This window comes from Kouleothrix sp. 19917 (assembly GCF_057073505.1).
Genome location: NZ_CP097099.1, coordinates 232,700 through 258,811, shown reverse-complemented (window position 1 = coordinate 258,811; position 26,112 = coordinate 232,700). Strand labels below are relative to the sequence as shown.

The following is a 26,112-nucleotide window of genomic DNA, read 5'->3' as shown; positions in this document are numbered from 1 at the left end:
CCGAGAACCGAGAACCACGGAACCACGGAACCGAGAACCACGGAACCACGGAACCACGGAACCAAGAACCACGGAACCGAGAACCACGGAACCGAGAACCGAGAACCACGGAACCAAGAACCACGGAACCGCCCTCATAACAGGTGATCGCTCGTTCCCGACCGCCTGCCGCCTGCCCACTGCCCACTGCCCACTGCCCACTGCCTCCTGCCCACTGCCTCCTGCCGCCTGCCCACTGCCGCCTGCCGCCTGCCCACTGCCGCCTGCCCACTGCCCACTGCCCCTGCCGCCTGCCCACTGCCGCCTGCCCACTGCCCACTGCCCACTGCCTCCTGCCCACTGCCCACTGCCGCCTGCCCACTGCCTGCCCACTGCCCACTGCCGCCTGCCCACTGCCCACTGCCCTAACGCAGCCCCGGATCGTTGCGCAGAATGCGCCGGATGCGATACAGGTCGATCGAAACGGCGCGCTCGTCCTTCCAGCGGCCCGGGAAATCGCGCACGATCTCGCGCGGCTTCAGCCGCTCGACAAACACACAGCGCGCCAGCAGCTGGTCGCGCTCGTCGGGCAGCAGCTCGGCGATGCGCTGCATCATTTCCTCGGCCAGAATGCGCTGCTCGGCGTGGTCGTGATGCGCCAGGGTGGCTTGCGCCTCCAGCGACAGCGTTTCGTCGCGCCGCTCGGCTCGCAAATGCAGTGTGACCGCCGTAAATGCGCATTGCTGAAGGTAGCTCAGGATGTAGGGCAACGCAACAAAATTTGCGAATTTCGCGCCACGCACCGCAAAGAAAAACCTGCTCCATGCCTGGCTGGCAAAATACTCGGCCGGCTCGTGGGCGAAGACAAACTGCGGGTGGCGCAGCACCCAGCTCTGCACCTGGCGCTCGTACACGCGATACACCAGCGTAAATGCTTCTGGCACCCCTTCCGCCAGCGCCCGGCGAAACAGCTCAAAACAGAACTGCGAATCGCTGGATTGCCGCCGGTTGAACTTTTCCGTCTCGATCGTACACAGCCGCGCCAACTCCTCGTTCGGCATGCCCTGGGCCAGCGTCATGGCGGCACCTCGCATCGCGCACATTTCGCTGCGATTGTCGCAGAATTTCCCTATTGTATACGAAAAATGACCCGCAAATTCACCAACTTGCGCCGTTCAGTATCATGAGATACATTCCACGCTCCGCCACAACGCCCCACCCACCCAGCACCCCGCACTCGCCCGGCGTTCCGCCCGGTTTCGCCATCTCATCTTACGCACTGGGGCACAGCACCATGACTCAACAAGCGTTCGCCACGCCCGCCGAACTTGCCGAAGCCCTGCTTGCCGCGCCCAATCTGCTGGGCGAATTAGTCGCGCCGCTGAGCGCCGCCGATGCCAGCGCGCTGGTCGATCATTTGAAAAACGAGGCCGACCGCCACTGGTGGATCAATGCCAACCAGTCGCTGGTGTTTGCCGACCTGATTGTGCAGGTCGGGCGGCTGCGCGGCGATGCATGGCAGACTGCGCTCGGCACCATGGCGCGCGGCGACGCGCTGAAGTTTGTTGGCAACATTCAGGAGGCGTGGGACCTGCTGGGCGAGGCCGGCACGCTGTTCGAGTCGATTGGTGACGCGGTGGGCTGGGCGCGCACGCGCATCGGGCGCTTGGTAATTTGCACTGATTTAAACACTGTTGCTGAAGCTCTAGCCGATGCTCAGCAGGCACGCGAAATCTTTGAACAGCACAATGTTTATGAGCGCTTATTCGGCTTGTATAACAACATTGCTCTTGTGCATAGCTGCCTAGGTGAGCACAGCCGCGCGCTGGAAGTGTATACACTAGCTGAGCAGGTATTGGGCAAGCTTGGACATAGGCTTGATACCCATAGCAGTTTGCTGGCTCTCAACATAGGCTTTGCATATCATATGTTAGGCGATTTTAGACAAGCTAGCCTGTACTATGAGCGCGCACGCGCGGGTTTTGCTGCACGCAACGAAATGCGTGGCATGGCTCGCGCCGAGCACAACCTGGCACATATTGCCCTTTCACAGGGAAAATATCGGCGAGCATTACGCTTACTCCATCAAGTGCGAGATCATTATATTTCTGCAAAATTACACTTGGACGCCACACATGCGAACCGCGATCTGGTTGAAATTTATCTTTTGCTTAATCGCTATGTCGAGGCTCGCGATCTTGCCACCGCAGTTATTGCAGATTACCGTTCCTCCCATTTAGCGTGGCGCGAGGGGCTAACTCTTTTGCACTTAGCAACAGCCGAAGCCCAGCTGCAGCAAAATAGCGAAGCACAACAATCCCTTGAACAAGCACAGCAGCGCTTTCACGATATCGGCGCGCAAACTTGGGTTGAAATTGCCCGCTTGCGCGCAGGTCAGATTGCCTTACGTATGGATCAGTTTCGGCAAGCGCTCGGAATAGCACGCACTAGTAAGGAAGTGTTTAAACACGGCCAACTCCAAGTGGAATACGGGGAAGCGAACTTACTCGAAAGCCATGCACTGCTCAAGCTAGGCGATGTCGCTGCTGCACGAGACAGTGCGCGTGAGGCCCTTGTTATCAGCCGCAGATGTAACATCCCTGCACTCCGCTATAGCGCCCATCTGGCGAGTGGCGCAATTGCTGAAGCTCAGGGGCAGCAATTATGTGCGGTACGGCACTATAGTGCTGCAGCGGCAACGATTGACCGTGTAGAAAAAGGGCTTACACTCACTTTACGGCCACAATTTCTTGAGAATAAAGGCGCAGCGCTCAAATCACTCATGAATATCTACCTGCGCGAAGGAAATGCTACCGCCGCATTTACTGCACTTGAGCGATCAAAATCGCACCTGATGTTTGGCTATCTGGCAAATCGTGAACAACTACGCTGGCATCATGCCGATGAGCGAGGTCAACAGCTTCTTGATGAACTCAACCAATTGCGAGCTGAGCACCAGTGGTACTACCGCATTGCGCATCCACAGCTTGCAGAAGATGACCAGCATACACAGGCGCTGTCGCCGCAACAAGCGCGCGAAGAAGTTCGCAGGCGCGAGTCGCGAATGCGCGCTATCACCGAACAACTGTATTTGTTCAATAGCAATGATCGCCGTGCCGATGTTACCCTGCCAAGCATTACCGAGATACAGCAGGCGCTTGAGCCAGGTAATAGTATGCTTGCGTGGTATCACGATGAACAATCCATATGGGCATTTTTGCTCGACGATGGCTCCGTCGAAGTTCACCGTTTGCCAGGAACAACGCAGGATTTGTATACCTTGCTGGCCCAACTGCAAGCAAATATCGACTTCGCTCTGAAGCTTCCTCCCAACGCAGCAAGTCAGCGCACATTGCTTACAGTAGCACAAGCTATTTCGCAGCGAATATATGCATTGTTACTAAAACCCCTTGCTTCCAAGCTTGAGGGCTGCACCAGATTGAGTATTGTGCCATTTGGCAGGATACACTATGTACCTTTTCATATGTTGCGCGGCGAGCGCACATACGTAGTAGAGCAGCACGAAACCGTGATACTGCCAACGGCTAGCCTAATCACGCGCCGTGGTCCAATCCGAAGGCCAGGGGCACGTGTTTTATACCATTCTTGGGATGGGCATATTACCCAGATTCGTGACGAAGCCGAGCTTATTCACTCGTTATTTGGAGGAGCAGTTTACGAAGAAAATTCAGCCACGCGCGACCAGCTTAGCGCTGAACCCGTTCAAATTTTGCATATCGCAGCTCACGGTCAGCAACGGCTTGATCAGCCAGATTTATCGTATATTCAGCTAGCCGATGGTCAGCTATACACCGATGATCTGCTTCAACATGATTTAAGCTACGAGTTGGTCACGTTAAGCGCGTGCGAAACAGGCCGTGTACAAGTAGCAGCGCGCGATGAGCCAATTGGTTTGGGGCGAGGGCTACTCTACGCTGGTGCGGGTGCCATCATCACTAGTTTATGGCGTATTGCTGATGATTCAAGCACGCAGCTCATGCAATTATTGTATAGGCACTTACACGCTGGATATTCAAAAGCTGCGGCGCTTCGGCAGGCTCAGCTTACTCTTCTTGCGAATACAGGGCAACTGCATCCAGCTTTTTGGGCTGCATTTCAGCTTATTGGTGATCCTTCGCCACTTCAGTCTGTGAAAGGAAAGGATTAATCTATGACAGCTATGTCGCCGGGGCAATCAACCTATCAAGCACGTTCTCGCATTCATTTTGCGCGCGGCCAGTTCGGCTTGTATATCGAGCATGACAGTGCTGTACAGTCCGCCGATGTTCTGGCCCAAATACATCGGGCCGAGCTTTTCACAGCTGATGATCGCGTCCATCTGACAGCGAGTCGCGTGATAAGCTTTAATGCTTTAGAGCAAGGACGAAGCATATCATTGGTATTCGCAACAAGCTCAAACCCTGGCTTTCACGACGAGTTCGTGCTCCTTGGGTTTCTTGCGCAACTCAATGAGAAAATATACGCACACTCCTGGTCGGCTGACTTTATTGTCAGACAAGCACTACCAAACTGGCTTTCCGGCGGCGCGCCAGAGCCTGATGGATCGGGCGGCCCAGGCGGGCGACCAGTTGCACCCAATCCAAGTAGCCTAGCTGAATTGATACCTGAGCCGATCCCGCTTCCGGGAGGCCTGAATTCGAATGACATTTCGATAGATCGATGCGGCGAGTGCGTGGATGTTTTTATTCTTGACACTGCGCCTTGCGATGTCGATCTTAAGCGCGCATATATGCGTTGGGTTGAAGAACCTCAAAAGGCTGGTGAGCCACAGCATGAACTTCTCAAAGGGCTTATTGGACCGGCTGGCGCGCTCGGGTATATTCATGGCGCATTGCGCGTTGAGTATGCAGGATTTAGCCATTTGCTCGAAGTTGCGACTGCATTTCTTCCAGATCACGACTATGTTATGAGCGATCATGGCTTGTTTGTGGCGAGTGTAATAAATCGTTTTGCGCCGGCCGCCCGCTTGCACCTGATCGAGGTACTTAATCCCTATGGCGTAGGAACGCTAGAAACAATTACTAACGGATTTAAGCGGGCGGCCGAATTTGCTGAGCAGCACCCTGGCGCTAAAGTGCTGGTCAATGCAAGCTTGTTTTTTTCTGTGCCACCCTCTTCAGCCGCACTCACGGCTTTGGCCCAAACAGATGAATTCTGGCAGCATGTGCTCGAACAGCATCCAAATCTTGTTCAGGCATCACTTGCACCATTCGAGATAATCTGTTCGCTGTTTGAGCCTATGGGTGCAAAGGTTATTGCAGCAGCCGGTAATGATGGGACGGGCGCGATAGATCCTGCCACAGGTAAACAGCAACATCCAGAAGCACGTTTCCCCGCAGCATATTCAAGTGTCGTCGGCGTCGCCGCCCTTGATTTTCTTGGGAACGATGCTTCATACAGCAACCTAGCGGACTTGCCCGTTAGTGATGGAGTGGCTGTGTTTGGCGGTGATAAAGTTGGTGATACAGCTGATCCAAACCATGGGATTTTGGGTGTGTATATTGGCAGTTTCCCCGACGGTACGCCAAACGAGCTTGGCTTGGCGCGCTGGGCCGGCACATCCTTTTCCACGCCGATCATTACGGCTGCATTTGCTGCACTTATGTGTGGCTCTATGTCAATTCAGCAAGTCAGTACATACATTCAGGAGCACGCTGCGGCTTTTCGTAGTGCGCCAACAACCAGCCTGGCAGAGTAGGTAATAGAGCTTGATCGGCTTCTCCAAAGAGATACCGCGCTCACAAATCGAGTTTTCGATTTTGTGAGCGCAGTAATTTGGCTCACCTATCGCGAAGAAGCGCGTATGCTCATGTTTGTATAAAATCTGAGCCGCAGCCCTGCTTGGGCATGGCCTTACGCCAGTAACCGTTATGGGAGCAATCCGCGCGGCCGAGCCCGATCTCGCCAGCGATAGCACGGAGATCTTTATGGTCAAGCAGGGCTAAAACAGCGCTCTCACGCAGGGCAAAGCATCACTATCAGTTCGTACACTCAGCTATGGAGGCATTATGGGGCATGATTCTTCCAAGCCGGCGAACGACGATGGAAACAAAACACTCCTTTCAGTTGAACTCTCCCGCCGTGGCTTTGCGCGGCGTATGGCGGAACTTGCCGGCGGGGCCGCATTCGCGGCCCTGGCTGGCGGCAACGCTCGCGTCTCGGCAGCGCAGCGCGGCGCGCCAGTGGCGCACACCTACTGCGTGCCCGGCGAAGTGCTGGCAGTGCTGCACCACCCTGGCGCATTCACCGGCGAGCACGTGGCGCAGCGCCTGCGCGCCCACCCGCTGCTTAGCGACATGCTGTTCGCCGGAGCAGCGCCGGATGCCGAGCGCATGATCACGCTGGCAAGTGGCGCAGAAGCCTGGACGCTCGCCGCGCTGCCCACTGGCGAACAGCATGTCGCCCATTGGCGCGATCTTTCTGGCACGCCAGCTGGCGCAGAGTACTTCCTATAGCTGAGGGCAAAACGATTGAGCCACAGAGAACACGGAGATCACCGAGAAAAATCAAACTCAGTGGCCTCTGTGCGATTTGTGGCTCACGGCTGCCGGGTGTGGCCAACGACGAATGACGAACGACGGAGCGCCTTGGTCATTCGTCACTCGTCCTTCGTCCGAGGTCTGACCAACGACGAATGACGAACGACGAAGCGCCTTGGTCATTCGTCACTCGTCCTCCGTCCGACTTGTACCGAAATACTCAGGCGCATAGGAAGCTTCCCGCAACTCTTGTGATAAAACCCTCGCCGCCGCATTGATCTTTATGAGGGGCGGAACAGACCAGCGGTGCGTGGCTCGCCACACACTGCCAGCGATCACAGGAGGGTTCATGCAAACACATGGAGGTTCGCACAACAACCTGGATGGGTACGAGCTGTTCCGGCGCGCCATTGTCGAGCACGACGACGAGGCCTGGGCCGAAGGCGCGGCGCGCTACCGCGCCATGCTCATCTCCTGGGCAGGTCGGTGCAGCGCAAGCGCAACCATCCTCGAGCGCGGCGACGAAATCGCCGACATCGCATTCGCGCGCGCGTGGGCGGCGCTCACACCCGAGCGCTTCGCGGATATCCCGAACATTGGCGCGCTGCTGGCCTACCTGCGCGCATGCGTCACCTCGGCCGTGATCGACTGCGCGCGCAACGCCTTGCTGCACGAGCGCCTTTCGCAGGCGCTGGAAGGCGAAGACGTGATCTCGCCCGAGGATGAGGTGATCGACCTGCTGACCCGCCAGGAGCTCTGGCAGATCGCAATGGCCGAAACGCGCTGCGAGCAGGAGCGCGTGGCGCTGATCGAGGGCTTTCGCTACGGGCTGCGCTCGGCCACGATCTTCGCGCGGCACCCGAACATTTTCGACGCAGTCGGGCAGGTGTACACCGCCAAGCGCAACCTGCTTGAGCGCTTGAAGCGCAACCCCGACATCGGACGCTTGTATTACGACCGGTAGCGTTTCGCTGCCACGCCGGCCGGCCCACAGGGAAACGACCTGTGGGCCTTTTTTGCGCGCTGCCTCCTGCTATGATGCTATAGCGGTTTGCAGAACAATTGAACACTCATATGCTGGCGAGAAGGTGTTATAGAGCAGAAAATTCAACTGCCTACTGCGTCCTGCCGACTGCAAACTGCTATAGTGTAGCCTTGCAGAACCACCGACCACCGCTCGTCGTCATTCGTCTGTCGTCCTTCGTCTCGGCAACCAAAGCCAAACTTCAACTGACATTCTGCTAGCTTGACGCTTGGCCGTGCTTCGCGGTAGAATCACCGCCACGACTTGTATAGCGCTGGAGCGTCGGATGAAATTCGAGCGTCGGGTGCCGCTGCCGTGGCTGATCGCCGCCGGGGTGGGCCTGTGCGTCTGGTGCAGCTTTCTGAGCGGGCTGGGCGGCTGGATCATGGGCCGCGACCTGGCTGGCCGCGAGCAGCAGGCCTTGTTTGCAACACAGGTTGCCGCAAAGGCCGACCTTCCGCCGCTGGGCGTGCTGGTGACGCGGCTCGACCGCAGCGGGCCGGCCGCGCGCGCAGGCATCCAGCGCGGCGACACCATTGTCGCTATCGACACTACCAGCCTGCAAGACGCCCGCGACCTGCGCGACTACCTGCGCACGCTGCACGCCGGCGACCGCGTGAACCTGAAGGTGCTGCGCGATGTTGGCGGCGAAGAAGATCTTGCGCTGACACTCGATCCATTCCCTGGCGATAGCCCCCGGCCGTACCTGGGCGTGTACTATACCGCCCGCGGCGACGAGCCGGCCGACCTGTAGGGACGCATGAGCAACACTCCTTCGTCGCCATCGGCGGCCACGCCCGCCACTGCGCTGCGCCGCCCCGGCCTGCTGCTGGCGGTGGCGGCTGGCTTCTGCTGGGCCAGCGCGCTGGCAACACTGCTGGCCGGCCAGCTCGATCCCGCGCAGCCGCTGCTTGCGCCCATGCGCCTGATCTTCTATGCACTGGTGCTGGCGGCGGGCGCGCTGACTTTTGTGCCATTCCAGCGGCGGCTGCGCCTGCCCGGCCTCGCGCTCGAAGGCATGGCCGGCAGCTCGCTGCTGCTTTACATGCTGGCCTTTGTGCCGCCGCCCAACGCCTGGCTGCTCGCCCTGCCCGAGCTGCCGGTGTATGTGCTGCTGGCGCTGGCACTATGGTGGAGCGTGTCGGCGGCGGTGCTGCCGGCGGTGTACGCGCTTGGCCCGCGCCTGTTTCGCCAGCGCGCCCGCCAGTACGATCTGCGCCGCGCCCGCCGCCAGGCCCACGAGATCGGCGGGCTGGCCGCGCTGGCGGTGCTGCTGGCCGGCCTGCGCACGCTGCGGCCCATCCCGCTGCTGCTGCTGGCCCTGCTGCTGGTGGTCGCCGAGCTGATGTTTCTTTCGTATGTGGAGGCGGGGGCGGAGTAGGCGGGGTGACGGGGTGAAAGGGTGAAAGGGTAACGGGGTGAGCGGTTGGCAGGTTTGAATGTTGAATGTTGAGTTAGGAATCGGCAGGAGACAGATCTGCGAACCTGCAACATGCAAACGTACAACTCAAACATCTTCGTGCCTTCGTGTCTTCGTGGTTCGGTACTCCAAAACCTTCGCGCGCTTTGCGCTCTTTGCGGTTAAAATTTCGTCTTTCGTCCTTCGTCTTTCGTCCTTCGTCGTCCCAATCGTAAATCGTAAATCGGCAATCGTAAATCATCGGGTATAATCGCGCCAGAGGCAGCGAGTTCACGTAAAGGACACCATGATTCGCATCACCATTATTGGCATGGGCTTGATCGGCACCTCGCTTGGCATGGCAATACGCAACGCCAGCGAAAAAGAAGCGCCGCTTGGGCCAACCGTGATTACGGGCTACGACAAAAACCAGCGCGCCACGGGCGATGCGCGCGGCCGGCTGGCGATCGACCGCGAGGCGCGCACGCTGGAAGACGCGCTGCACGAAGCGCAGATCGTGGTTGTGGCGGTGCCAGTGCAGCGCATTCGCGATGTGTTCGCCGAGATCGCGCCGATGCTGCCCAACGGCGCAGTGGTGACCGACGTGGCCAGCACCAAGGCGCAGGTGCTCGAATGGGCCAGCGAGCTGCTGCCCGCCACGGTCGATTTTGTGGGCGGGCACCCAATGGCCGGCAAAGAGCAGGCCGGCGCGAGCGCAGCCGAGCCGGGGCTGTTCACCGGCGCGATCTACTGCATCACACCCGCGCCGCGCGCGCGCCAGGCCGCGATCGATGCGGTCGAGGCGATGGTGCGGCAGATTAAGGCCAAGGTCTACTATATCGACGCCGCCGAGCACGACTCCTACGTGGCGGGGATTTCGCACCTGCCGTTTATGCTTTCCGCCGCGCTGATGGCGGTGGTCGGGCAGAGCGCCGGCTGGAAGGAAATGGCCCCGCTGGCCGCCACCGGCTTCCGCGACATCTCGCGCCTGGCGTCGGGCGATGCCGAAATGCACCGCGACATCTGCATTACCAACCAGGCCGCGCTGGTGCGCTGGCTGAATGAAAGCGCCCAGCTCCTGCTCGACCTGCGCGACCAGATCGAGGAAGGCGCAAGCGACGAGCTGCTGGATTTCTTCGAAAACACGCGCAAGCTGCGCGAAGAATGGCTGCTCGGCCGGCCCAACCTGCGCCCCGGCGAAGACGACTTCGAGGACATGAGCGGCACCGGCGTGGCGCGCCCCTCGCTGTTTGGGCGCTTTGGCACCGGCAAGCAGCCGCCCGCGAAAAAACGATAACGAATCTGTTCAGCAGGAGGTTTGGAGGGCTGCAGGCCCTCCAAGTAAACTTGCTTATCGGCTCTGGGCCACAGCTGTGGCCCAGAGCCGATAAGACAAGAAACAACCGTTATCGCGCAGTAGCACTTTCTGATCTCATCTGAAACCAGGCCGCGTTACAATACGCGTGGCAGCCGGCCGCAGCCTCGTTCGCGCCGGCCCATACAGGAGAAACGCGCAATGGAGCGAAAAATTCGTGTGCTGGTGGCGAAGCCCGGCCTTGATGGCCACGACCGCGGGGCCAAGGTGATTGCGCGGGCGCTGCGCGACGCCGGCATGGAAGTCATCTATACTGGCCTGCAGCAAACCCCGCAGATGATTGTCGAGGCCGCGCTGCAGGAAGACGTCGATGTGATCGGCCTGTCGATCCTCTCGGGCGCGCATATGACGCTGCTGCCGCGCATTATGCAGCTTCTGCGCGAGCAAGACATGGCCGACGTGCTGGTGGTGGCTGGCGGGATCATTTCCGACGCCGATGCCGCCGTGCTGCGCGACCAGTATGGCATTGCGGCAGTCTACGGGCCGGGCGCGTCCACCCACGACATTGTGAAGTTTATTCAGGACCATGCCGGGACCAACCATAGTGCTTAATGCCGAGCTTGCGCCCAGGCTGCTGGCGGGCAATCGGCGGGCGCTGGCCCGTGGCATCAGCATCGTCGAAACGGGCGGCGCGCCGGCCCGCGCGCTGCTGGGCGCGCTGTACAGCCACACCGGGCGCGCGCATATCGTTGGCATTACGGGCGCGCCGGGCGCGGGCAAAAGCACGCTGGTGAACGCGCTTGCGCTCTACTGGCGGCGCGCTGGCCGCACCGTCGGCATTATTGCCGTCGACCCGACCTCGCCCTTCACCGGCGGCGCAATCCTCGGCGACCGCATTCGCATGCAGCCGCTCGGCGGCGACGCGGGCATTTTCATCCGCAGCATGGCCAGCCGTGGCCGGCTCGGCGGCATTGCCCACGCCACCAGCGATGCGATCGACCTGCTGGACGCGGCCGGTTTCGACATTGTGCTGGTTGAAACTGTGGGCGCGGGCCAGAGCGAAGTGGAGATCGCCAGCGCCGCACACACCACCATGGTGATTGAAGTGCCGGGCATGGGCGACGACGTGCAGGCGATCAAGGCGGGCATTCTTGAGATTGCCGACCTGTTTGTGGTGAACAAGGCCGACCGCGAGGGCGCCGACGCGACTATCCGCCAGCTGCGGGCGATGCTGCACCTGGGCGGGCCGCCGCGCGACGGCTGGGAGCCGCCGATTCTGCCAGCGGTGGCGATGCGCGAAGAAGGCATTGCGCAGGTGGCGGCGGCAGTGGAACAGCACCTGGCGCACCTGCAAGCCACCGGCCAGAAGCAGCAGCGCGACCAGGCGCGCGCCACGCGCGAGCTTGAGCTGATTGTGCAGGAAGTCGCGCTTGAGCGCGCCCGCAGCGCCGATGCCTGGGCCGCAACGCTGGCGCGCGTGGCGCAGCGCGCACTCGACCCCTACACAGCGGCGCGCGAGCTGCTGGGATAGAACGTTATGTTTGGGCCACAGAGATCACAGAGGCCACTGAGTTTGGGTTCTGGCTCTGTGCTCTCGGTGTTCTCTGTGGCTCCAAAAAAAATTTGCCTTTTGCTCTAGAACAGACCGCATGCCCACCACAGTCTACCTCATTCGCCACGGCCAGACGGCCACCAACCGCGCGCAGATCATCCAGGGCTGGAATGCCGAGCCGCTGAACGCGCTTGGTCGCTGGCAGGCCGAGCGCACCGGCGCGCGGCTGGCCGGGGCCGGCATTGCCGCGCTCTACACCAGCCCGCTGGAGCGCGCCCGCGAAACCGCGCAGATCATTGGCGCGGCGCTGGGCTGCGCGCCGGTGGTGGTGGATGCGCTGCGCGAAGTCGATACCGGGCGCGTGTCGGGCATGCACAGCTCGCAGTTTCTGCTGCGCCACCCGCGCCTGTGGGCGGCCTGGATGCGCGACGACCCGCTGCTGGCATTTCCTGGCGGCGACACCATGCACCTTTTCAACCAGCGCTCCGCCGACGCCGTGGCCGAATTGGTGGCGCGCCACGCCGGCCAGGCGATTGCGGTGGTGGCGCATGGCGGCACAATCGCGGGCGTGCTGGAGCGGCTTGCGCCCGGGCAGGCCGGCAAGCGCGCGACTCTGCGGCTGCGCAACTGCGCAATTACCACCGTGCAGTGGGGAGAAGATGGCGCGGCACGGCTGCTGAGCTTCAACAACACCGCGCATCTGCGATAGAGAAGCGAGCCACAGAGCGCACAGAGAGCACAGAGGACAGGCTAATTACGCCGCGTTATTTTGTGATTGATCGCTTTCAACTTCACGCCAGAAGTCGTCGTGCGTAATGCCGCCACTTGTGCGTATTTCTTCGCGCGCTTCGTGCAAAATCGCTTGAAAACGACGTGAATACGCCAGCGCTAAACGCTCAAGCTCATCATCATCTTCCATGGGCAAAAGCACCGCGACAGGTTTACCATTCCTGGTAATAATGACCAGTTCATCGGTGCTCGCTTTAATATACGCGCTAAGATTTGCTTTTACATCAGCAACAGATGCAATCTTCATAATTCGATCTCCTCGCCGCCGATATGGACGCGATTGCCGTGTTTTGTGCCGATCGCAAGAATCGATACAGTAGATTGGTCGAGATCAACGTCATAAAAAACGCGAAATTGATTCTGGGGCCCAAATCGGATTTCCCATGTCGCCATAAAAATTACGGGTCGTTTGAGCGGTTTTCGATTTCGTGTTTCTGTAGCTGCGTCAAACCCTAATTGCTGCTCGATTGTGGTGCGAATAAGCGAATAGTGTTTCGCCTCGATAGCGCGCAAATGCACCTTCGTAACAGGCGCATAGATAATTGCAAAACGATGAGGTTCAGGCATCGCCCATCCCTACGCAATGTTCAAGTGACTATAATTATAGTCACTTGAACATCTATGTCAACTATACTTGAGTGATCGCGGCGCAGTGGCTCGATGCGCACCAAATCTCCTATCAGCGCGACACGGGCAAACAGCGACGCCCAAAATAATTCGCCTTTCGTCCTTCGTCAGGACCCCATCCCCCATTCCCAACGCCCTACGCCATATGATCCGCCTGTGCTTTCTGCTCTTCGGCGCGACCCTCGGCGTGAATTGAACGGGCAGCAGCGGCGGCGCTCATCCCGCCCAGCCGGCGATAGACGTACACAAACAGATCGCGCGCAATTGCCGCCACGGGCGCGGCCAGCACCACGCCCAGCAGGCCGAAGATCTGGCCCATCGCGATCAGCACAACCGTCAGAATTGCCTCGTGCAGGCCAATGCTCTCGCCAATAATGCGCGGCACCAGGAAATTATTCTCAAGCTGCTGCACCAGCAGGTACAGCACCAGCACTGCCACGCCGGTCTGCCAGCCGTGCTGCGACGCGAAGAAGCCCAGCAGCACGCCCGGAATCGCGCCGAGGATCGGGCCAATGATCGGCACCAGCTCGGTGATGCCCGCAACAATCGCCAGCAGCAGCGCGTAGGGCACATCGAAGCCCAGCAGGCGCAAAATCAGCAGGCCCACGCCCACCATTACGCCCACCGCCACGCCCAGCAGCAGCTGCCCGCGAATATAATCGCTGAACACCTGGTCGATAATCCCCCAGACATTCCAGAAATCGTCGCGAATGCGCCGATGCAGCACGCGGTCGAGGAATGCCTTGCCCTTGGCTTCGTCGTTCAGCACATAGAACAGCCAGAAGGGAATGATCAGGAAGCCGATCAGGAACGAGACCGTGTTCAGGATTTGCAGCACCTGCGTGAGCAAAAAGGTGGTGACGCCCTGCACATAGGTGGCGAAGTTGCTTTGCAGCGTGCCCAGCGCGCTATTCAAGCCCTGCTCGATCGGCTGCTTGATCGCAGCGGGCACCTGATTTTCGTACTGCTGCAAGAGCGAGCTGCCAAAGCTTTCGAGCTGCTCGCGGGTGGGCATGTTCGTCAGCAGCTCCTGCACCTGGCTGACCACCGGCGGCACAATATAGGCGAAAGCGAGAAAGATCAGCAAAAAGCCGCCCAGGTAGACCGTCAGAATGGCGGCAGGGCGCGGCATGCGCCGGCTCAGGCGGTTGACCAGCGGCAGGAGCAGGTAGGCCAGCACCAGGCCAATAATGAAGGGCGTCATCGCGGCGATTGAGTTCGCCAGCAGCCAGTAGACGGCATACAGCGCCAGCAGCACCAGCGCCCACTGGCCGAGCCGCCGCCACGATGGGAAGTTAATCACAAGTGGCTCGGCGGGCGGGATGGGCACCGGGGCAGCAGCCGCTGCGGGTGCATCGGCAGGGACAATATCGTCGGGCGGGGGCGCGAGCGCGCCAGCGGGCACCGGCGCTTCGAGCTGAAGCTTGGGCTTGCGAGCCAAAGGGCTTCTCCTTCTTACAAAACACGATGGTGCGGTGCGGCAATTCTGCTATTATAGCGAAAAATCGGCCACTGAAGGATTCTTTCATATGAACGCAGACATTGTGGTGATTGGCGCGGGCGCGGCTGGGCTGGCTGCCGCACGCGCGCTGGCCGATGCTGGCCGGCAGGTGGTGCTGCTCGAAGCGCGCGACCGCACGGGCGGGCGAGTGTGGACCGACCATAGCTTTGGGCCGGTGCCAGTCGAGCGCGGCGCGGAGTTTATTCACGGCGAGCAGGCCGATACCTGGGCGTGGGTGCGTCGCGCTGGGGCGCACGCCGAAGCGGCGACGCGCTGGGCCGGCCGGCGAATTGTGCAGGAAGATGGCCGGCTGGTTGGGCCAGAAATCTTTCAGGGGCATGCCGACGTGCAGCCACTGTGGACATTGGAGGAACAGGTCGCCGCCTACGCCGGGCCCGACTGCTCGCTGGGCGAATGGCTCCAGGCGCGCCAGTTTAGCCCGCTCGCCACGCACATCGCCGACATGCGGCTGGCGCATTCCAACTGCGCCACGCTCGACACCATCAGCGTGGCCGAGCTGGCCCACGAGCTGCGCTTTTCCGACAAGGGGCCGGGCGATTTTCATATTCTCGAAGGCTACGATGCCGTGCTGGCGGTGCTGGCAGCCGGCCTCGACATCCGCCTGAACACGCCGGTGGCGGCGGTGCGCTGGGCCGCCGACGGCGCGGCGGTTGAAACGGCTGCGGGCGAAACCTGGCACGCGCGCCATGTCGTCGTCACGCTGCCGCTGGCGGTGCTGCAAGCCGGCGCGGTCGCCTTCGACCCGCCGCTGCCCGCGCCGCAGCAGGGTGCGCTGGCCGCACTCGCCATGCCGCCCGCCATGAAGCTCATTCTGCGCTTCGACGAAATTTTCTGGGATGCCGACATGACCTTTCTAACCGGGCGCGACCCGCTGCCGGTCTGGTGGACGGTGCGACCCGGCGTGCCGATCCTGACCGGCTTCAGCACTGGCACGCGCGCGGCGCGGGTGGCCGCCAGCGGCGCGGATGGCGTGCTTGAGCAAGGGCTGGCCGCGCTGGGCGCGATCTTTGGCGACGCACCGCGCCGGCATTTACGCGCGCACACGCTGGTGAACTGGGCCGACGACGAATGGGCGCGCGGCGGCTACAGCATGGTGCCGGTTGGCGCGCACGGCATGCGCGCACAGCTGGCTCAGCCGGCCGGCGCGCTGCACTTCGCGGGCGAGGCCACCGTGTTCGCGAACAACCCGGCCACGGTGCACGGCGCGCTTCACAGCGGCGAGCGCGCCGCCAGCGAGATTCTTGGAACGCAGAACGGATGAGCCACAGAGAACACCGAGAGCACTGAGAAGGGCAAGCGAAAGTCGGCGTTGCGTGCTGTGCGGCCCGATACCTCACAGCATTTTGATGCAGGCAAAGAAAAGCACAGGCGCGAGATTGTTTCTCGCACCTGTGCAAAGTCTCTATTTCCAAACCCCTCGCGCCGCAAGGTTCCGGCACGACTCAAGAAACAGGGGCAGGAAATGAAGGCGGGAATTTCAGCATTGTAATCCCCACACCCCATTCCCTAACCCCCAAACCCTGCGCCGCGGGCGCTTTAGATACGCCGCGCCACTGGAATAAAGATCAGCGACTTGCCGACCGTCAGCGACTTGGTTTCGCTGTTGTTGGTGGTGGGCGAGTCGGCGGGCGTGCTGCTGGCCGTGATCTGATTGGTGAGCTTCGAGCCGGTGGGCGCGAACTTGTTCACCTGCACCGTCAGCGTAATCGTGCCTTCTTCCCCGAACGACAGCGCCGACGTACGCCAGACCAGTGCGCCGCTGGTGGCGTTGTTGAAGCTCAGGCCCGGCGCGCTGGCGCTGAGCAGGCGCACATTTGCCGGAAGCTGGTCGGTGATCACAACATCGCTGGCGTCGTCTTCGCCATTGTTGGCGTAATCGATGGTGAAGGTGAACTGGCTGCCGGGCGTGGCCACTGCCGGCCAGGTCGAGCTAATCGCCAGGTCGGGCGGGCCTTCAGTGATCGAGGTGAGCGTGGTGAAGTTGTTGCCGCGCGTCGCGGGCGCTTCCACCGGCGTGCTTGTGATGCCCGCCGTGTTCACCAGCAGCGTGTTGGGCGCCAGCGCGCCGCTCACCGTCGCGTTGATCGTAATCATGCCCTGCGTGCCGGGCGCCAGCGTGGGGATGCTCCAGCTTGGGCTGTGGGCATTCGCGCCTGTGCCGTTGAACACCAGCCCGGGCGTCGCCGACGACTGGCTGACAAAGGTCAGGCCGCTCGGCAGCGTGCCAGTGATCACCACGCTGTTCGCGGCTTCGGGGCCGGTGCCGGCATTGCTGAACGCAAGCATATACTGCACGGTGCTGCCGGTTGCCACCACCTCGGGGCCAACCTCGGCAATGCGCAGATCGACACCTGGCACGCCCTGGCACGCCACACCCGGCGTCTGCTCGGACACCGTGAGGTGCGCCACGAAATCCAGCCCGCCGTTGTTGGTATCCTGCGTCGCCGGGCAGCGGTCGTAGCTGGTGTTGGGCGCAACCGCCATGTCAGTCAGCACAATCGGCCGGTTGTCGCGATCCAGCCCGCTGGCGGCAATCGGCGTGGTGTACTGCACCAGGTCAACAATCGTGTCGCTCGGGTCGAGCAGCGCAATGCTTTCTTTGAACGGCTGGCCGCTGTTCTGGTTTTGCAGCGAGATCACGCCACTGGCCCAGTTGGTGTACGAGGTGAGCTTGCTCATGTCGATGATCGAGCCGGCCGGCACGCTCGGGTAGCGCGACTGGAAGACGCTCTTGCCATTCGCCACCACCACGGCCTGCCCGGCAGCCAGCATCTGGTTCGGCAGCAGCACCATGCCCTGCGAACCGCCGCGATAGGCCTGGTCGCCCAGCTTGTAGCCGTTCAGGCTCACCGCAAAGCTGTTCGGGTTATACAGCTCGATCCACTCGCCAGTCGGGTCGCTATTGGTCGGCGGGTCGGGCAGGAATTCCGAGATCAGCAGCGGCGCAAACACATCGCCGCTGGCATTGAAGTGTACGTCCACATAGGCGTTGATCGTGCCGTCGGCCAGCTCGGTGGCGGTTGGCAGCGGGCTCAGCACGTCAATCGCTTTGGAAGCCAGCCCATCGAGCGGCGCGCGCTTGTCGCTGTAGAAGGTCAGCACGCTCAGACGCAGGCTGTTCTGCGGCGCGGGCATGCTGCCACCAAGCTCGATCCAGGGGATGGCAATTTCTATGAAGCTGCCCTGGCGCGTGGCCGCGCTTACCAGCTGCGCGCTACACGTGGTGCACGGCGCGCCGCTCGCGCCATTGTAAAGCACTGGCTTGGCGGCCGGGCTGCTTTTGGTGAACTGCGTCTCAATCGCGAATTCCCATTTGGCTTTCGCGTCCACGCTGGTTGCCATGCCATCGGGCAGCGCCGTCGCGCCAGCCGTGTGCGCGGCGTCGGTGTCGAACGCCACCATCAGCTCGGGCGACGGGTCGTTGGTAATGCCGGTCAGGCGATCGACGCGCGCCAGCAGGTACAGGCTGCTGGTGTCGGCGGTCACGCTGAAGCGCGCCAGGTCGCCCTCGCGGGTGATGTTGCCGGTTGCGCCAATCGGGTTCACCAGGCGCTGATCGCCGCGCGCGTCGGTCCACACAAACTCGCCACGCCCGGCGGCGTCGCGCGCAATTTCGCCCACATTGGCCGCCGAAGGGCCTTGCGCAAACCAGTCGGCCCGGCTGGAATCGCCAACCGTTGCCGGGTGCGCGCCGGCTGCGCCGTTAAAGACCATGCTGCACAGCAGCAGAAGGCTCGCGGCAAACATAATACGAACAGATCTCATGCGTGCTCCTTGAAATACATATTTTTCTCTGGCCACGGTTATAGAAACGCCACTACTGGAAGGCAAGCTACGGCCTTGGGGCAATCTTTAGACTATCCTTAGAATGGCTTTGCAACGCGTAATAAACTATTACACGGTGTGTTTGCCAGCAGCACGCGCGATGCGGCGCGACAGCGATTTTGTACACAGCGTAGCAATTCCAAATTGCCGCACAGGCGTATCCATTGCCCGCACCCGGTGGTTATGCTACTGTGATGGCAGGAGGGATGAAACACCCATGAGCATTGCCCTACGCATTCCGCGCTTTACGTTGCGCCATGGTTATAGCTGGAGTGTTGCCATTGTCGCTGGCGCAACACTCCTGATCTGGTTTCTGCAATATGTGCTGAAGCTGCCGCAGCTCTCAATCACGCCGATCTACCTGGTGAGTATCCTCGTGTGCGCGGCGATTAGCGGGCGCAAACCGGCGGTGCTGTGCGCGGCACTGGGCTTTGTGGCCTTTAAGTTCTTTTTTGTCAATCCGATCTACACCTTCACAGTCGACGACGCCGAAGACGTGGTGCGGCTGGGCATCTTCCTCGCGACGGCGATTCTGGGTGGCGGCATGGTGGTGTGGCTGCGCGAGCAGGCGCTGGCCGCCCAGCAGCGCGCCGATGAGGCGGCCGCGCTCTACGAGCTGAGCCAGGTGATTAGCGCCGAGCTGGATTTTGCCGCGATCGCGCCACGAATTGTGTCGACCAGCCGCACGCTGCTTGGCAGCCGGGCCTGTGAATTGCTGCTGGTTGGTGGGGCCGCGCCGGCGCGCACGATCAGTGGCGCGTGGCCGCCCGGTGCCTCAGCCGCCGAAGCCCGCCTCCTCAGTGGCGACCAGCGGCTGGGCGTGCTGCGGATCGCGCTTGAGCCGCCACAAAAAGCGCTCAGTGCCGAGCGGCAGCGGCTACTTGGCACGCTGGCAAGCCAGGCCGCGCTGGCGCTCGAACGCAGCCAGCTTGTACACGCCGCCGCGCACGCCGAGGCGCTGGCCGAATCGGATCGCCTGAAGTCCACGCTGCTGTCGGCGGTGTCGCACGATTTCCGCACGCCGCTGGCCGCCATCACCGCCGCCGCCGACGAGCTGCTGGCCGAGGATGTCGCGTGGTCGCCGGCAGCAATTGCCGACTTCGCAGGCGTGATTCGCGGCGAGGCAGCCCGCCTGAACCAGCTCGTCACCAACCTGCTCGACCTGACGCGCATCGAGGCGGGCGTGCTGCAACCCCAGCGCGGCTGGTACGATGTGGCCGAAATTATTTACAGTGTGCTCCAGCGCCTCGCGCCCCGGCTCCACGAGCGCGCGCTTGAGCTGGCTATCCCCGACGACCTGCCGCTGCTGCCGATTGATTATGTCCAGATCGAGCAGGTACTGTGGAATGTGCTGGAAAACGGCCTGAAATACTCGCCGCATGGCTCGCCGGTGCTGGTGGCGGTGCAGCCCGAGCCAGCGGCGCTGTGCATTCGGGTTGGCGATCGTGGGCCAGGCATTGCCCAGGCCGAGCGCGCGCGCGTGTTCACCAAGTTCTACCGGCTGCCACAGCCCGGCACCGACCGGATCGCCGGCATGGGCATCGGTCTGGCGATCTGCAAAGGGTTTATCGAGGCGCATGGCGGGCAGATTGCCCTGCTGGAGCGCGCGCAGGGTGGCACACTGGTGGAAATTCGTTTGCCGCGCGAGCTGCCGGGCGCGCTGGTCGAACAGGAAGCGACAATATGATTCCAGCGCATATTCTTGTGATCGACGACGAGCTCACCATCCGCCGCGTGCTGCGTTCGAGCCTGAGCGAGCGCGGCTATCGCGTCACCGCCGTGGAAAATGGCACGGCTGGCCTCGACGTGGTGAGCGCCGACCCGCCGGCCGTGATCATTCTCGACCTGGGCCTGCCCGACATGGATGGGCTGGCGGTGTGCCAGCAGGTGCGCGCCCGCAGCGAGGTGCCGATTATTGTTATTTCGGCGCGCTACGACGAAATGGAAAAAGTCCATGCGCTCGACCAGGGCGCGAACGACTACCTGACCAAGCCCTTTGGCACGCAGGAGCTGCTGGCGCGCGTGCGCGTGGCGCTGCGGCGCGTGGAAGGCGCGCAGGCCCTGCCGGCAACCATCATCGCCGGCGAGCTGCGCATCGACCTGATGCGCCGCTCGGTGACGCGCGCCGGTGCCGAAGTGCACCTCACGCCCACCGAGTACACGCTGCTCGCAAACCTCGCCACGCACGCCGAGCGTGTGCTGACGCACCAGTGGCTGCTGAGCCAGGTGTGGGGGCCGGGCTACGAAAACGATATTCAGAACCTGCACGTGTTTATCAGCCAGCTGCGCCGCAAAATCGAAGCGCAGCCGGCCCGCCCGCGCTATATCATTACCGAGCCGGGGATCGGCTATCGATTCGCCATCCCCGAAGAAGCTGGTGCGTAGCAAAAACACCACCCAAATGCGGATGGTGTTTTGCCAAGCTCGCGAAGTGCGCTAGGCCTCGTGCGCGCCATTCTGCGTGGCAGGCGCGCGCTCGGCCTGCGCAATCGCTGCCTGCAGGTTCGCAAACACCGGCAGCTCGCTCAGGTCGGCCCCTAAGCCCACCAGCGTCTGCGCCACCTCGGCGCGAATGCCAGCCAGCATCACCGCCGCGCCCATCAGGCGCGTGCCCTGTGCCGCGCGCAGCAGCGCCTGCGCCACCGGCAGGTCGATCACCGGCACGCCTGTCAGGTCAATAATCACCACGCGCGCGCGATGCTCGGCCACGCCATTCAGCAGCGCCTGCAAAATCAGCTCCGAGCGCGCCGCATCGATGCCGCCAATCAGCGGCAGCAGCAGCACGCGCGCGCTGAGCGGTATCAAGGGCGTGGACAGTTCTTTGAGGTGCTCGGCCTGCGCCTGGATCACCTGCTCCTGCAGCGCCAGCCGCTCGGCCTGGGCTTGCTGCTCGGCGGCGATGCGCAATTCCAGCGAGCGCGCCATATGGTCGAAGCTGACTGCCAGGCGGCCGATCTCGTCGCCACTGGTGTAGCCCAGGCGCTGCCGAAAATCGCCATCGGCGATCTGGCGCGCCGCGCCGGCCATGCGCTTGATCGGCGCGCTGATTATTTCGGCGATCACCGTTGCCAGCACCAGCACCAGCACCAGCAGGCCAATCATCACCAACAGCATATTTTCCTGCGCGCGATTCACTGGCTCCAGCGCAGCATCGGCGTCCTCGCGCAGCACCAGGCTCCACCCCAGCGCCCCGATTTCGGGAAACGTTGCTGTGACGGGCGCAACACTCACCAGCTCGTCGTGGCCGCCCATTCGCACGGTGGTAAATGTTTTGCCACGCGCGTCGGACAGGGTTTGCACAGTGTTCAGATCAATTGGATCGCTCTGGTTATTATTGGGGAATATCTGGCCGTTGCTGAGCAAATCGGCGTGCCCAGCCTGCGCCGCGTGGCTTTCGCGCAGGCGCTCGATCAGCACGGCAAGGCGGTAGGTGGTGCGAATGATGCCAATGACGTTTTTGTTCCCATGCCCATAGATCGGCTCGGCAACATCGATCAGCGGCATTTGCTGGCCCACAAGAATTGGCTGGCTGATAAAGCTACCGCCGCGCCCGCCGTTCCAGGCCTTCTGCCACCATTCTTCACCCTGCACAGAATAGCTGCCACTGCGGCTGCTGGCCGCCACCAGTGCCCCAAAACGATTGGCAACCATCACCACAAGGTGGCTTTCGTCGTTCTGCTGGTATTCTGCCAGATCAACGCCGAGCCCGCTCCTGAGCACATCGGCAATCAGCGGGTCGGTGTCGGGGGCAGTTTGCCAGCGCTGCCCGCGCTCATGCAGGCGCGCCTGAAGCGCGGCAGCATCCAGGCCGGCGTATTCCGCATTCGACGCATCGACGGCTCCCTGCAATGTTTCGCCTAACGCAACCGTGCGCAGGCTCAGCACCTTGCTTTCGAGCACAAAACCAATATTGCGCGCGTCGGAATTTGCCTGCACACTGAGCTGCGCGCCAACGCTGTTCACCAGGCGCGCGCGCGTGCTGATGATCGAAACGCCGCCAGCAGTGCCAGCCGAGAGCAGCGTCACCATCAGAAACGCAACAAGCAGTTTGGCGCGCAGCGAAAGCACGCGCAGCCAGCCAATTGGTGGAATGCCAGACGCAGTGTTAGGGAGCGATTGAGCGGTCATAGCGAATCCTGTTCATCCGCAGCAGCGTGGGCGCTGCATTTCCGATCAGCCACGCTGAGGGTAGCATCAATGCCGAGTGATTTCGATAGCAGATTGGCAGCGAGTTGCAGCCAGATCGAGCGTTTGCTACCGTGCCTTGTAGCAGCAGGCCGCGCAATTGACCAGAAGCGACTGGTCATGTATGATGCGCGGGAAAGACGAACTGCCGAGCGCCGCATGATCACACGCCAATATCATCACTTCCGCCGCCTGTTTGTGGCGCTGCTGCTTGCCCTGGCGCTCGTGCCGGCCGCGCCCGGCCACGCCGCCCCCAGCGTCGTCGAGCTGACGCTGGGCACGTCTGGGCAAGGCCGGCCGATCACTGCGCTGAAAATTGGCGACGGCGCGCGCAAGTTTGCGCTGGTGGGCGACACGCACGGCGGCCCCGAGGCCAATACCTTCCAGCTTGTCAGCCAGCTCGCCGGCTACTTTCGCGCCAACCCCGGCGAGGTGCCGGCCGACATGCGGCTCTATATCATCCCCACGCTCAACCCCGATGGGCTGGCGCTTGGCACGCGCTTCAACGCAAGTGGTGTCGACCTGAACCGCAACATGAACACCAGCCCCGACGGCTGCGCCGAAAACGACTGGCGCAACTTCGTGCAGGGCGCGTATGGCATCGAATCGAGCACCGGTGGCCCCTACGCCGAATCCGAGCCAGAAAGCCAGCTGATCCGCGATTTCCTGCTCGACGCCGCTGGCGTGATTTTTTACCACTCGAATGGCGGCGATGTCTTTCCGGCTTTTTGTGAGCACGCGCCCTCGATCGCGCTGGCGCAGACCTACGCCGCCGCCACTGGCTACCGCTACGACCGCTACTGGCAGAACTATATGATCACCGGCGGCATGCACGACTGGGCCGGTGGCCTGGGCATCGCCGCGATCACGCCCGAGCTGGCCAGCGGCGACCTGCCCGAGTTCGAGCAGAACCTTGCCGGGGTGCAGCGCATTTTGCAGCAGGCCGATGCACTCCTGCCGCTGCCCGAAGACCATAGCGAAAACGGCGTGCCGGTGCCGGCGATTCTGTGGCGCTTCTGGCAGGCGCACGGCGGGCTGGCGCGCTTTGGCCCGCCGCTGGCCCCGCCTGAAACGGCCAATGGCGTGACGCGGCAATGGTTCGAGCGCGCGCTGCTGGAGCTGCACCCCGACCAGGCCGATACGCCCCAGCTGGTGCAGCTTGCGCCGCTGGGCCGGCAAACGCTGGGCGCAGTCGCGCCACCCGCGCCCGCCCGCGATGGCGCGCGCTTCTTCCCCGAAACCGGCCACAACGTCAGCGAGGCATTTCTGGCCGATTGGGAGCAGCACGGCGGGATGGCGCTGCTGGGCTTCCCGCTGGACGAAGAGCACAATGCCCCCGCCGCCGACGGCGTGGCGCGGCCAGTTCAACACTTCGAGCGCGGCGCGCTGGCCTACTACGCCGAGGATGGCAGCGTGCGGCTGGAGCCGCTGGGCTGGCAGGCGCTGGTGCGGGAGCGACTTGAGGAAAGCACGGCGGCGCAGCAGCTGCGGTAGGGTTGCGGATTAGAAGGATTTACGATTTGCGATTTACGATTGGAGCGGCGACAGAAGACTGACGACGGTATATTTCACCGCAAAGAACGCAAAGGCTGTGGAGTACCGAACCACGAAGGCACGAAGATTTGAAGGAATTCTCCCTATCACCTGCCGACTGCAAACTGCCTACCGTCTCCCTGTCTTTCCGCAAAGGGCGCAAATGCTTTACGCCGCAGGTTTGAAGTTTGAAGGCTGCAAGTTCAATGGTACTGCGCGTACTGCCAACTGCCGACTGCAAACTGCTGACTGCCGACTGCAAACTGCCTACCCTCCCTGTCTCTCCTCTCGTGTCTCGTATCTCCCGCAGCCGTGCTACAATGCGCCGCATGACAATCACTGAAACAAGCCCGGCGGGCGCGCTGCCGCCAATTTGCTCCGGCTGCGGGCGCTTTCTGCGCAGCGAACACGAGCGCGAGCGTGGCTGGTGCGACCGTTGCCCCGCGCCGGCTGCCGATCAGGAACGGCCCTGCTGCCAGAGCGAGCCGCCCTGCGACGATTGCCCGCTGCGCAGCGTGTGGAGCGACGAATGAGCGACCCGATTCTTTACCTGGTGCAGGAAGTGCATAACTTCGGCGGCTTCTTCGGCGGCGACACCGTGACCCTCACGGCGACGCGCCGCGACAGCCCCGACGACGAGGAAACGCTAACGATCGATCAGGGCGCGCTGGCGAATGTGCGCGACCGCCACACGATCAGCGCGGGCATGCTGCTGGCGCTCACGCTGGCCGGCGAGCGCGTGGATCGCGCCGAGCTGCTGGGCGCGGCCTCGCACGCCGATCTGCGCGCCGCGCTGGGGCCGGCTGCGCCCGCAGTGCCGCTCCGTGGCCCGCAGGTGCTGAGCTACCACTGCCCGGCCTGCCAGCTGTGGGTCGCCGGCCCGCCCGATGGCGAGGCATGCCGCCTGTGTGGTTCTGCGCTCTCCGGGTGCTGAGCTACCACTGCCCGGCCTGCCAGCTGTGGGTCGCCGGCCCGCCCGATGGCGAGGCATGCCGCCTGTGTGGTTCTGCGCTCTCCGGCTGAGAGAATAGAGCCACAGAGGGCACAGAGATCACAGAGTATGAGTATACTCTTGGTGTCGTTTGTAGATCTATAGCAGTTTGCAGTCGGCAGGACGCAGCAGGCAGTTGGGTTTTCCGCGCTACAAGGCCTTCTCGCCAGCATATGAGTGTTCAATTGTTCTGCAAACCGCTATAAGATCCGTGGTTCTGTGGTCCTCTGTTCTGAGGTTCCGTGGTTCTTGTTTCTTGGCTCTCATTTCTACGTTTCGAAATCTTCGTGTCTTCGTGTCTTCGTGGTGAATCGCGCTTTTGAAATCGTTGTTTCGCTCTATGTCTCTGGCGTGAGCACAAAGATCGGGATGGCGCGGGCGGTGCGCTGCTCGTAGTTGGCAAAGCCCTCGAAATAGCCCAGCGCCTGCTGCCACAGTCGTGCGCGCTCGTCGCCCTCGGCCAGCCGCGCCCGGTAGCGCCCAGCGTTCCCGCCGACATAGGCCGTTGCAGCGGGGTGCGCGCGCAGGTTGTAGTACCAGCCGGGGTGGTAGTCGCGCCCGCCGTTCGACGCGATCACCACCAGGCGCTCGCCATCGCGCAGGAAAACCATGGGCGTCAGGCGGCGCTTGCCCGTCTTTGCGCCGGTGGTCGCCAGCAGCAGGATCGGCTGGCCCGGCGACATGCTCCAGCGCCCGCGCGACACGCGCAGCAGCGGCAGATCGAGGTAGGGCAGAACGTAGCGCCCGTACCAGATCCCCGGCCGCGACACCAGGAAACGTCGAATCATCCGCTCGGGCCAGGGCATCTGCTTGGGGTCGGCGCGCATGCTCCCTCCACTGCGCGGCGGCGCATGTGCCGCCCACGCTCAAA

General features: G+C 62.1%; 23 protein-coding genes. 16 read left to right on the top strand and 7 right to left on the bottom strand.

Features of this window, described 5'->3' with window-relative positions; translation table 11 throughout:
* Positions 1–404 precede the first annotated feature (404 nt).
* Complete coding sequence (locus tag M1P90_RS01080) at positions 405–1,058, bottom strand: hypothetical protein (protein ID WP_483700794.1); 654 nt, start codon at positions 1,056–1,058, stop codon at positions 405–407.
* A 215-nt stretch (positions 1,059–1,273) separates the two neighbouring features.
* Between M1P90_RS01080 and M1P90_RS01075 the strand changes: the two genes are divergently transcribed.
* The 10 genes from M1P90_RS01075 (at position 1,274) to M1P90_RS01030 (ending at position 12,478) form a co-directional block, all read left to right on the top strand.
* A complete protein-coding gene (locus M1P90_RS01075) occupies positions 1,274–4,147 on the top strand; it encodes a CHAT domain-containing protein (RefSeq protein ID WP_483700792.1) in 2,874 nt (957 codons plus the stop codon).
* Positions 4,148–4,150: 3 nt separating this feature from the next.
* Positions 4,151–5,698 (top strand): S8 family serine peptidase, encoded by a 1,548-nt coding sequence (locus tag M1P90_RS01070; RefSeq protein ID WP_483700790.1) that lies wholly within the window; start codon positions 4,151–4,153, stop codon positions 5,696–5,698.
* Between the two features lie 310 nt (positions 5,699–6,008).
* Positions 6,009–6,455 carry a hypothetical protein gene (locus M1P90_RS01065; RefSeq protein ID WP_483700789.1) on the top strand — a complete coding sequence of 149 codons (447 nt, stop codon included), beginning with the start codon at positions 6,009–6,011 and terminating at the stop codon, positions 6,453–6,455.
* A 373-nt stretch (positions 6,456–6,828) separates the two neighbouring features.
* Positions 6,829–7,443, top strand: a complete 615-nt coding sequence (locus tag M1P90_RS01060; RefSeq protein WP_483700788.1) for an RNA polymerase sigma factor — start codon at positions 6,829–6,831, stop codon at positions 7,441–7,443.
* Between the two features lie 346 nt (positions 7,444–7,789).
* The gene (locus M1P90_RS01055) at positions 7,790–8,257 is read left to right on the top strand and encodes a PDZ domain-containing protein (protein ID WP_483700787.1); all 468 of its coding nucleotides are present in this window, start codon (positions 7,790–7,792) and stop codon (positions 8,255–8,257) included.
* 6 nt (positions 8,258–8,263) lie between these two features.
* Positions 8,264–8,884, top strand: coding sequence for a hypothetical protein (locus tag M1P90_RS01050; RefSeq protein ID WP_483700786.1), 621 nt, complete (start codon positions 8,264–8,266; stop codon positions 8,882–8,884).
* Positions 8,885–9,209: 325 nt separating this feature from the next.
* The gene (locus M1P90_RS01045) at positions 9,210–10,199 is read left to right on the top strand and encodes a prephenate dehydrogenase (protein ID WP_483700785.1); all 990 of its coding nucleotides are present in this window, start codon (positions 9,210–9,212) and stop codon (positions 10,197–10,199) included.
* 219 nt (positions 10,200–10,418) lie between these two features.
* Positions 10,419–10,829 carry a cobalamin B12-binding domain-containing protein gene (locus M1P90_RS01040; protein ID WP_483700783.1) on the top strand — a complete coding sequence of 137 codons (411 nt, stop codon included), beginning with the start codon at positions 10,419–10,421 and terminating at the stop codon, positions 10,827–10,829.
* The gene (meaB, locus tag M1P90_RS01035) at positions 10,804–11,748 is read left to right on the top strand and encodes a methylmalonyl Co-A mutase-associated GTPase MeaB (protein WP_483700782.1); all 945 of its coding nucleotides are present in this window, start codon (positions 10,804–10,806) and stop codon (positions 11,746–11,748) included. The genes M1P90_RS01040 and meaB overlap by 26 nt, the downstream gene beginning before the upstream one ends.
* Before the next feature lie 118 nt (positions 11,749–11,866).
* Positions 11,867–12,478, top strand: a complete 612-nt coding sequence (locus tag M1P90_RS01030) for a histidine phosphatase family protein (RefSeq protein ID WP_483700781.1) — start codon at positions 11,867–11,869, stop codon at positions 12,476–12,478.
* A 45-nt stretch (positions 12,479–12,523) separates the two neighbouring features.
* Here the strand turns inward: M1P90_RS01030 and M1P90_RS01025 are convergent, their stop codons facing one another.
* The 3 genes from M1P90_RS01025 to M1P90_RS01015 form a co-directional block, all read right to left on the bottom strand.
* A complete protein-coding gene (locus M1P90_RS01025) occupies positions 12,524–12,805 on the bottom strand; it encodes a type II toxin-antitoxin system Phd/YefM family antitoxin (protein ID WP_483700779.1) in 282 nt (93 codons plus the stop codon).
* Positions 12,802–13,125 carry a hypothetical protein gene (locus tag M1P90_RS01020; protein ID WP_483700777.1) on the bottom strand — a complete coding sequence of 108 codons (324 nt, stop codon included), beginning with the start codon at positions 13,123–13,125 and terminating at the stop codon, positions 12,802–12,804. The genes M1P90_RS01025 and M1P90_RS01020 overlap by 4 nt, the downstream gene beginning before the upstream one ends.
* A 196-nt stretch (positions 13,126–13,321) precedes the next feature.
* Complete coding sequence (locus M1P90_RS01015; RefSeq protein ID WP_483700776.1) at positions 13,322–14,626, bottom strand: AI-2E family transporter; 1,305 nt, start codon at positions 14,624–14,626, stop codon at positions 13,322–13,324.
* 88 nt (positions 14,627–14,714) lie between these two features.
* Here M1P90_RS01015 and M1P90_RS01010 point away from each other — a divergent pair, with 88 nt between their 5' ends.
* The gene (locus M1P90_RS01010) at positions 14,715–15,968 is read left to right on the top strand and encodes a flavin monoamine oxidase family protein (RefSeq protein ID WP_483700775.1); all 1,254 of its coding nucleotides are present in this window, start codon (positions 14,715–14,717) and stop codon (positions 15,966–15,968) included.
* 275 nt (positions 15,969–16,243) lie between these two features.
* Here the strand turns inward: M1P90_RS01010 and M1P90_RS01005 are convergent, their stop codons facing one another.
* Entirely contained in the window at positions 16,244–18,472 is a 2,229-nt protein-coding gene (locus M1P90_RS01005; protein ID WP_483700773.1) for a lamin tail domain-containing protein, read from the bottom strand.
* A gap of 277 nt (positions 18,473–18,749) precedes the next feature.
* Between M1P90_RS01005 and M1P90_RS01000 the strand changes: the two genes are divergently transcribed.
* Entirely contained in the window at positions 18,750–20,219 is a 1,470-nt protein-coding gene (locus M1P90_RS01000) for a DUF4118 domain-containing protein (protein ID WP_483700772.1), read from the top strand.
* On the top strand, positions 20,216–20,917 hold the full coding sequence (locus tag M1P90_RS00995; RefSeq protein WP_483700771.1) for a response regulator: 702 nt from the start codon (positions 20,216–20,218) through the stop codon (positions 20,915–20,917). Before M1P90_RS01000 ends, M1P90_RS00995 begins: the two co-directional genes overlap by 4 nt.
* A gap of 51 nt (positions 20,918–20,968) precedes the next feature.
* On the opposite strand, the gene M1P90_RS00990 is transcribed toward M1P90_RS00995, so the two are convergent.
* On the bottom strand, positions 20,969–22,660 hold the full coding sequence (locus M1P90_RS00990; protein WP_483700770.1) for an STAS domain-containing protein: 1,692 nt from the start codon (positions 22,658–22,660) through the stop codon (positions 20,969–20,971).
* Between the two features lie 216 nt (positions 22,661–22,876).
* Here M1P90_RS00990 and M1P90_RS00985 point away from each other — a divergent pair, with 216 nt between their 5' ends.
* The 3 genes from M1P90_RS00985 to M1P90_RS00975 all read left to right on the top strand — a co-directional run bounded on the left by M1P90_RS00985 (position 22,877) and on the right by M1P90_RS00975 (position 25,184).
* Positions 22,877–24,211, top strand: a complete 1,335-nt coding sequence (locus tag M1P90_RS00985; protein WP_483700769.1) for a M14 family metallopeptidase — start codon at positions 22,877–22,879, stop codon at positions 24,209–24,211.
* Between the two features lie 368 nt (positions 24,212–24,579).
* Positions 24,580–24,783, top strand: coding sequence for a hypothetical protein (locus M1P90_RS00980; RefSeq protein ID WP_483700768.1), 204 nt, complete (start codon positions 24,580–24,582; stop codon positions 24,781–24,783).
* Positions 24,780–25,184: a hypothetical protein gene (locus M1P90_RS00975; RefSeq protein ID WP_483700766.1), complete on the top strand. Its 405-nt coding sequence runs from the start codon at positions 24,780–24,782 to the stop codon at positions 25,182–25,184. The genes M1P90_RS00980 and M1P90_RS00975 overlap by 4 nt, the downstream gene beginning before the upstream one ends.
* Before the next feature lie 395 nt (positions 25,185–25,579).
* Here M1P90_RS00975 and M1P90_RS00970 read toward each other — a convergent pair whose 3' ends face one another.
* Positions 25,580–26,068, bottom strand: coding sequence for a nitroreductase family deazaflavin-dependent oxidoreductase (locus M1P90_RS00970; protein ID WP_483700765.1), 489 nt, complete (start codon positions 26,066–26,068; stop codon positions 25,580–25,582).
* Between the last annotated feature and the right edge of the window lie 44 nt (positions 26,069–26,112).

Bases quoted from the DNA above. Each gene is read 5' to 3' on its own strand.
- M1P90_RS01030 (WP_483700781.1), top strand. From the start codon at position 11,867: ATGCCCACCACAGTCTACCTCATTCGCCACGGCCAGACGGCCACCAAC.
- M1P90_RS00995 (WP_483700771.1), top strand. From the start codon at position 20,216: ATGATTCCAGCGCATATTCTTGTGATCGACGACGAGCTCACCATCCGC.
- M1P90_RS00970 (WP_483700765.1), bottom strand. From the start codon at position 26,068: ATGCGCGCCGACCCCAAGCAGATGCCCTGGCCCGAGCGGATGATTCGA.
- M1P90_RS00980 (WP_483700768.1), top strand. From the start codon at position 24,580: ATGACAATCACTGAAACAAGCCCGGCGGGCGCGCTGCCGCCAATTTGC.
- M1P90_RS01040 (WP_483700783.1), top strand. From the start codon at position 10,419: ATGGAGCGAAAAATTCGTGTGCTGGTGGCGAAGCCCGGCCTTGATGGC.
- M1P90_RS00990 (WP_483700770.1), bottom strand. From the start codon at position 22,660: ATGACCGCTCAATCGCTCCCTAACACTGCGTCTGGCATTCCACCAATT.
- M1P90_RS01010 (WP_483700775.1), top strand. From the start codon at position 14,715: ATGAACGCAGACATTGTGGTGATTGGCGCGGGCGCGGCTGGGCTGGCT.
- M1P90_RS00975 (WP_483700766.1), top strand. From the start codon at position 24,780: ATGAGCGACCCGATTCTTTACCTGGTGCAGGAAGTGCATAACTTCGGC.
- M1P90_RS01005 (WP_483700773.1), bottom strand. From the start codon at position 18,472: ATGAGATCTGTTCGTATTATGTTTGCCGCGAGCCTTCTGCTGCTGTGC.
- M1P90_RS01075 (WP_483700792.1), top strand. From the start codon at position 1,274: ATGACTCAACAAGCGTTCGCCACGCCCGCCGAACTTGCCGAAGCCCTG.
- M1P90_RS01070 (WP_483700790.1), top strand. From the start codon at position 4,151: ATGACAGCTATGTCGCCGGGGCAATCAACCTATCAAGCACGTTCTCGC.
- M1P90_RS01050 (WP_483700786.1), top strand. From the start codon at position 8,264: ATGAGCAACACTCCTTCGTCGCCATCGGCGGCCACGCCCGCCACTGCG.
- M1P90_RS01055 (WP_483700787.1), top strand. From the start codon at position 7,790: ATGAAATTCGAGCGTCGGGTGCCGCTGCCGTGGCTGATCGCCGCCGGG.
- M1P90_RS01025 (WP_483700779.1), bottom strand. From the start codon at position 12,805: ATGAAGATTGCATCTGTTGCTGATGTAAAAGCAAATCTTAGCGCGTAT.
- M1P90_RS00985 (WP_483700769.1), top strand. From the start codon at position 22,877: ATGATCACACGCCAATATCATCACTTCCGCCGCCTGTTTGTGGCGCTG.
- M1P90_RS01045 (WP_483700785.1), top strand. From the start codon at position 9,210: ATGATTCGCATCACCATTATTGGCATGGGCTTGATCGGCACCTCGCTT.
- M1P90_RS01080 (WP_483700794.1), bottom strand. From the start codon at position 1,058: ATGACGCTGGCCCAGGGCATGCCGAACGAGGAGTTGGCGCGGCTGTGT.
- M1P90_RS01000 (WP_483700772.1), top strand. From the start codon at position 18,750: ATGAGCATTGCCCTACGCATTCCGCGCTTTACGTTGCGCCATGGTTAT.
- meaB (WP_483700782.1), top strand. From the start codon at position 10,804: ATGCCGGGACCAACCATAGTGCTTAATGCCGAGCTTGCGCCCAGGCTG.
- M1P90_RS01065 (WP_483700789.1), top strand. From the start codon at position 6,009: ATGGGGCATGATTCTTCCAAGCCGGCGAACGACGATGGAAACAAAACA.
- M1P90_RS01020 (WP_483700777.1), bottom strand. From the start codon at position 13,125: ATGCCTGAACCTCATCGTTTTGCAATTATCTATGCGCCTGTTACGAAG.
- M1P90_RS01060 (WP_483700788.1), top strand. From the start codon at position 6,829: ATGCAAACACATGGAGGTTCGCACAACAACCTGGATGGGTACGAGCTG.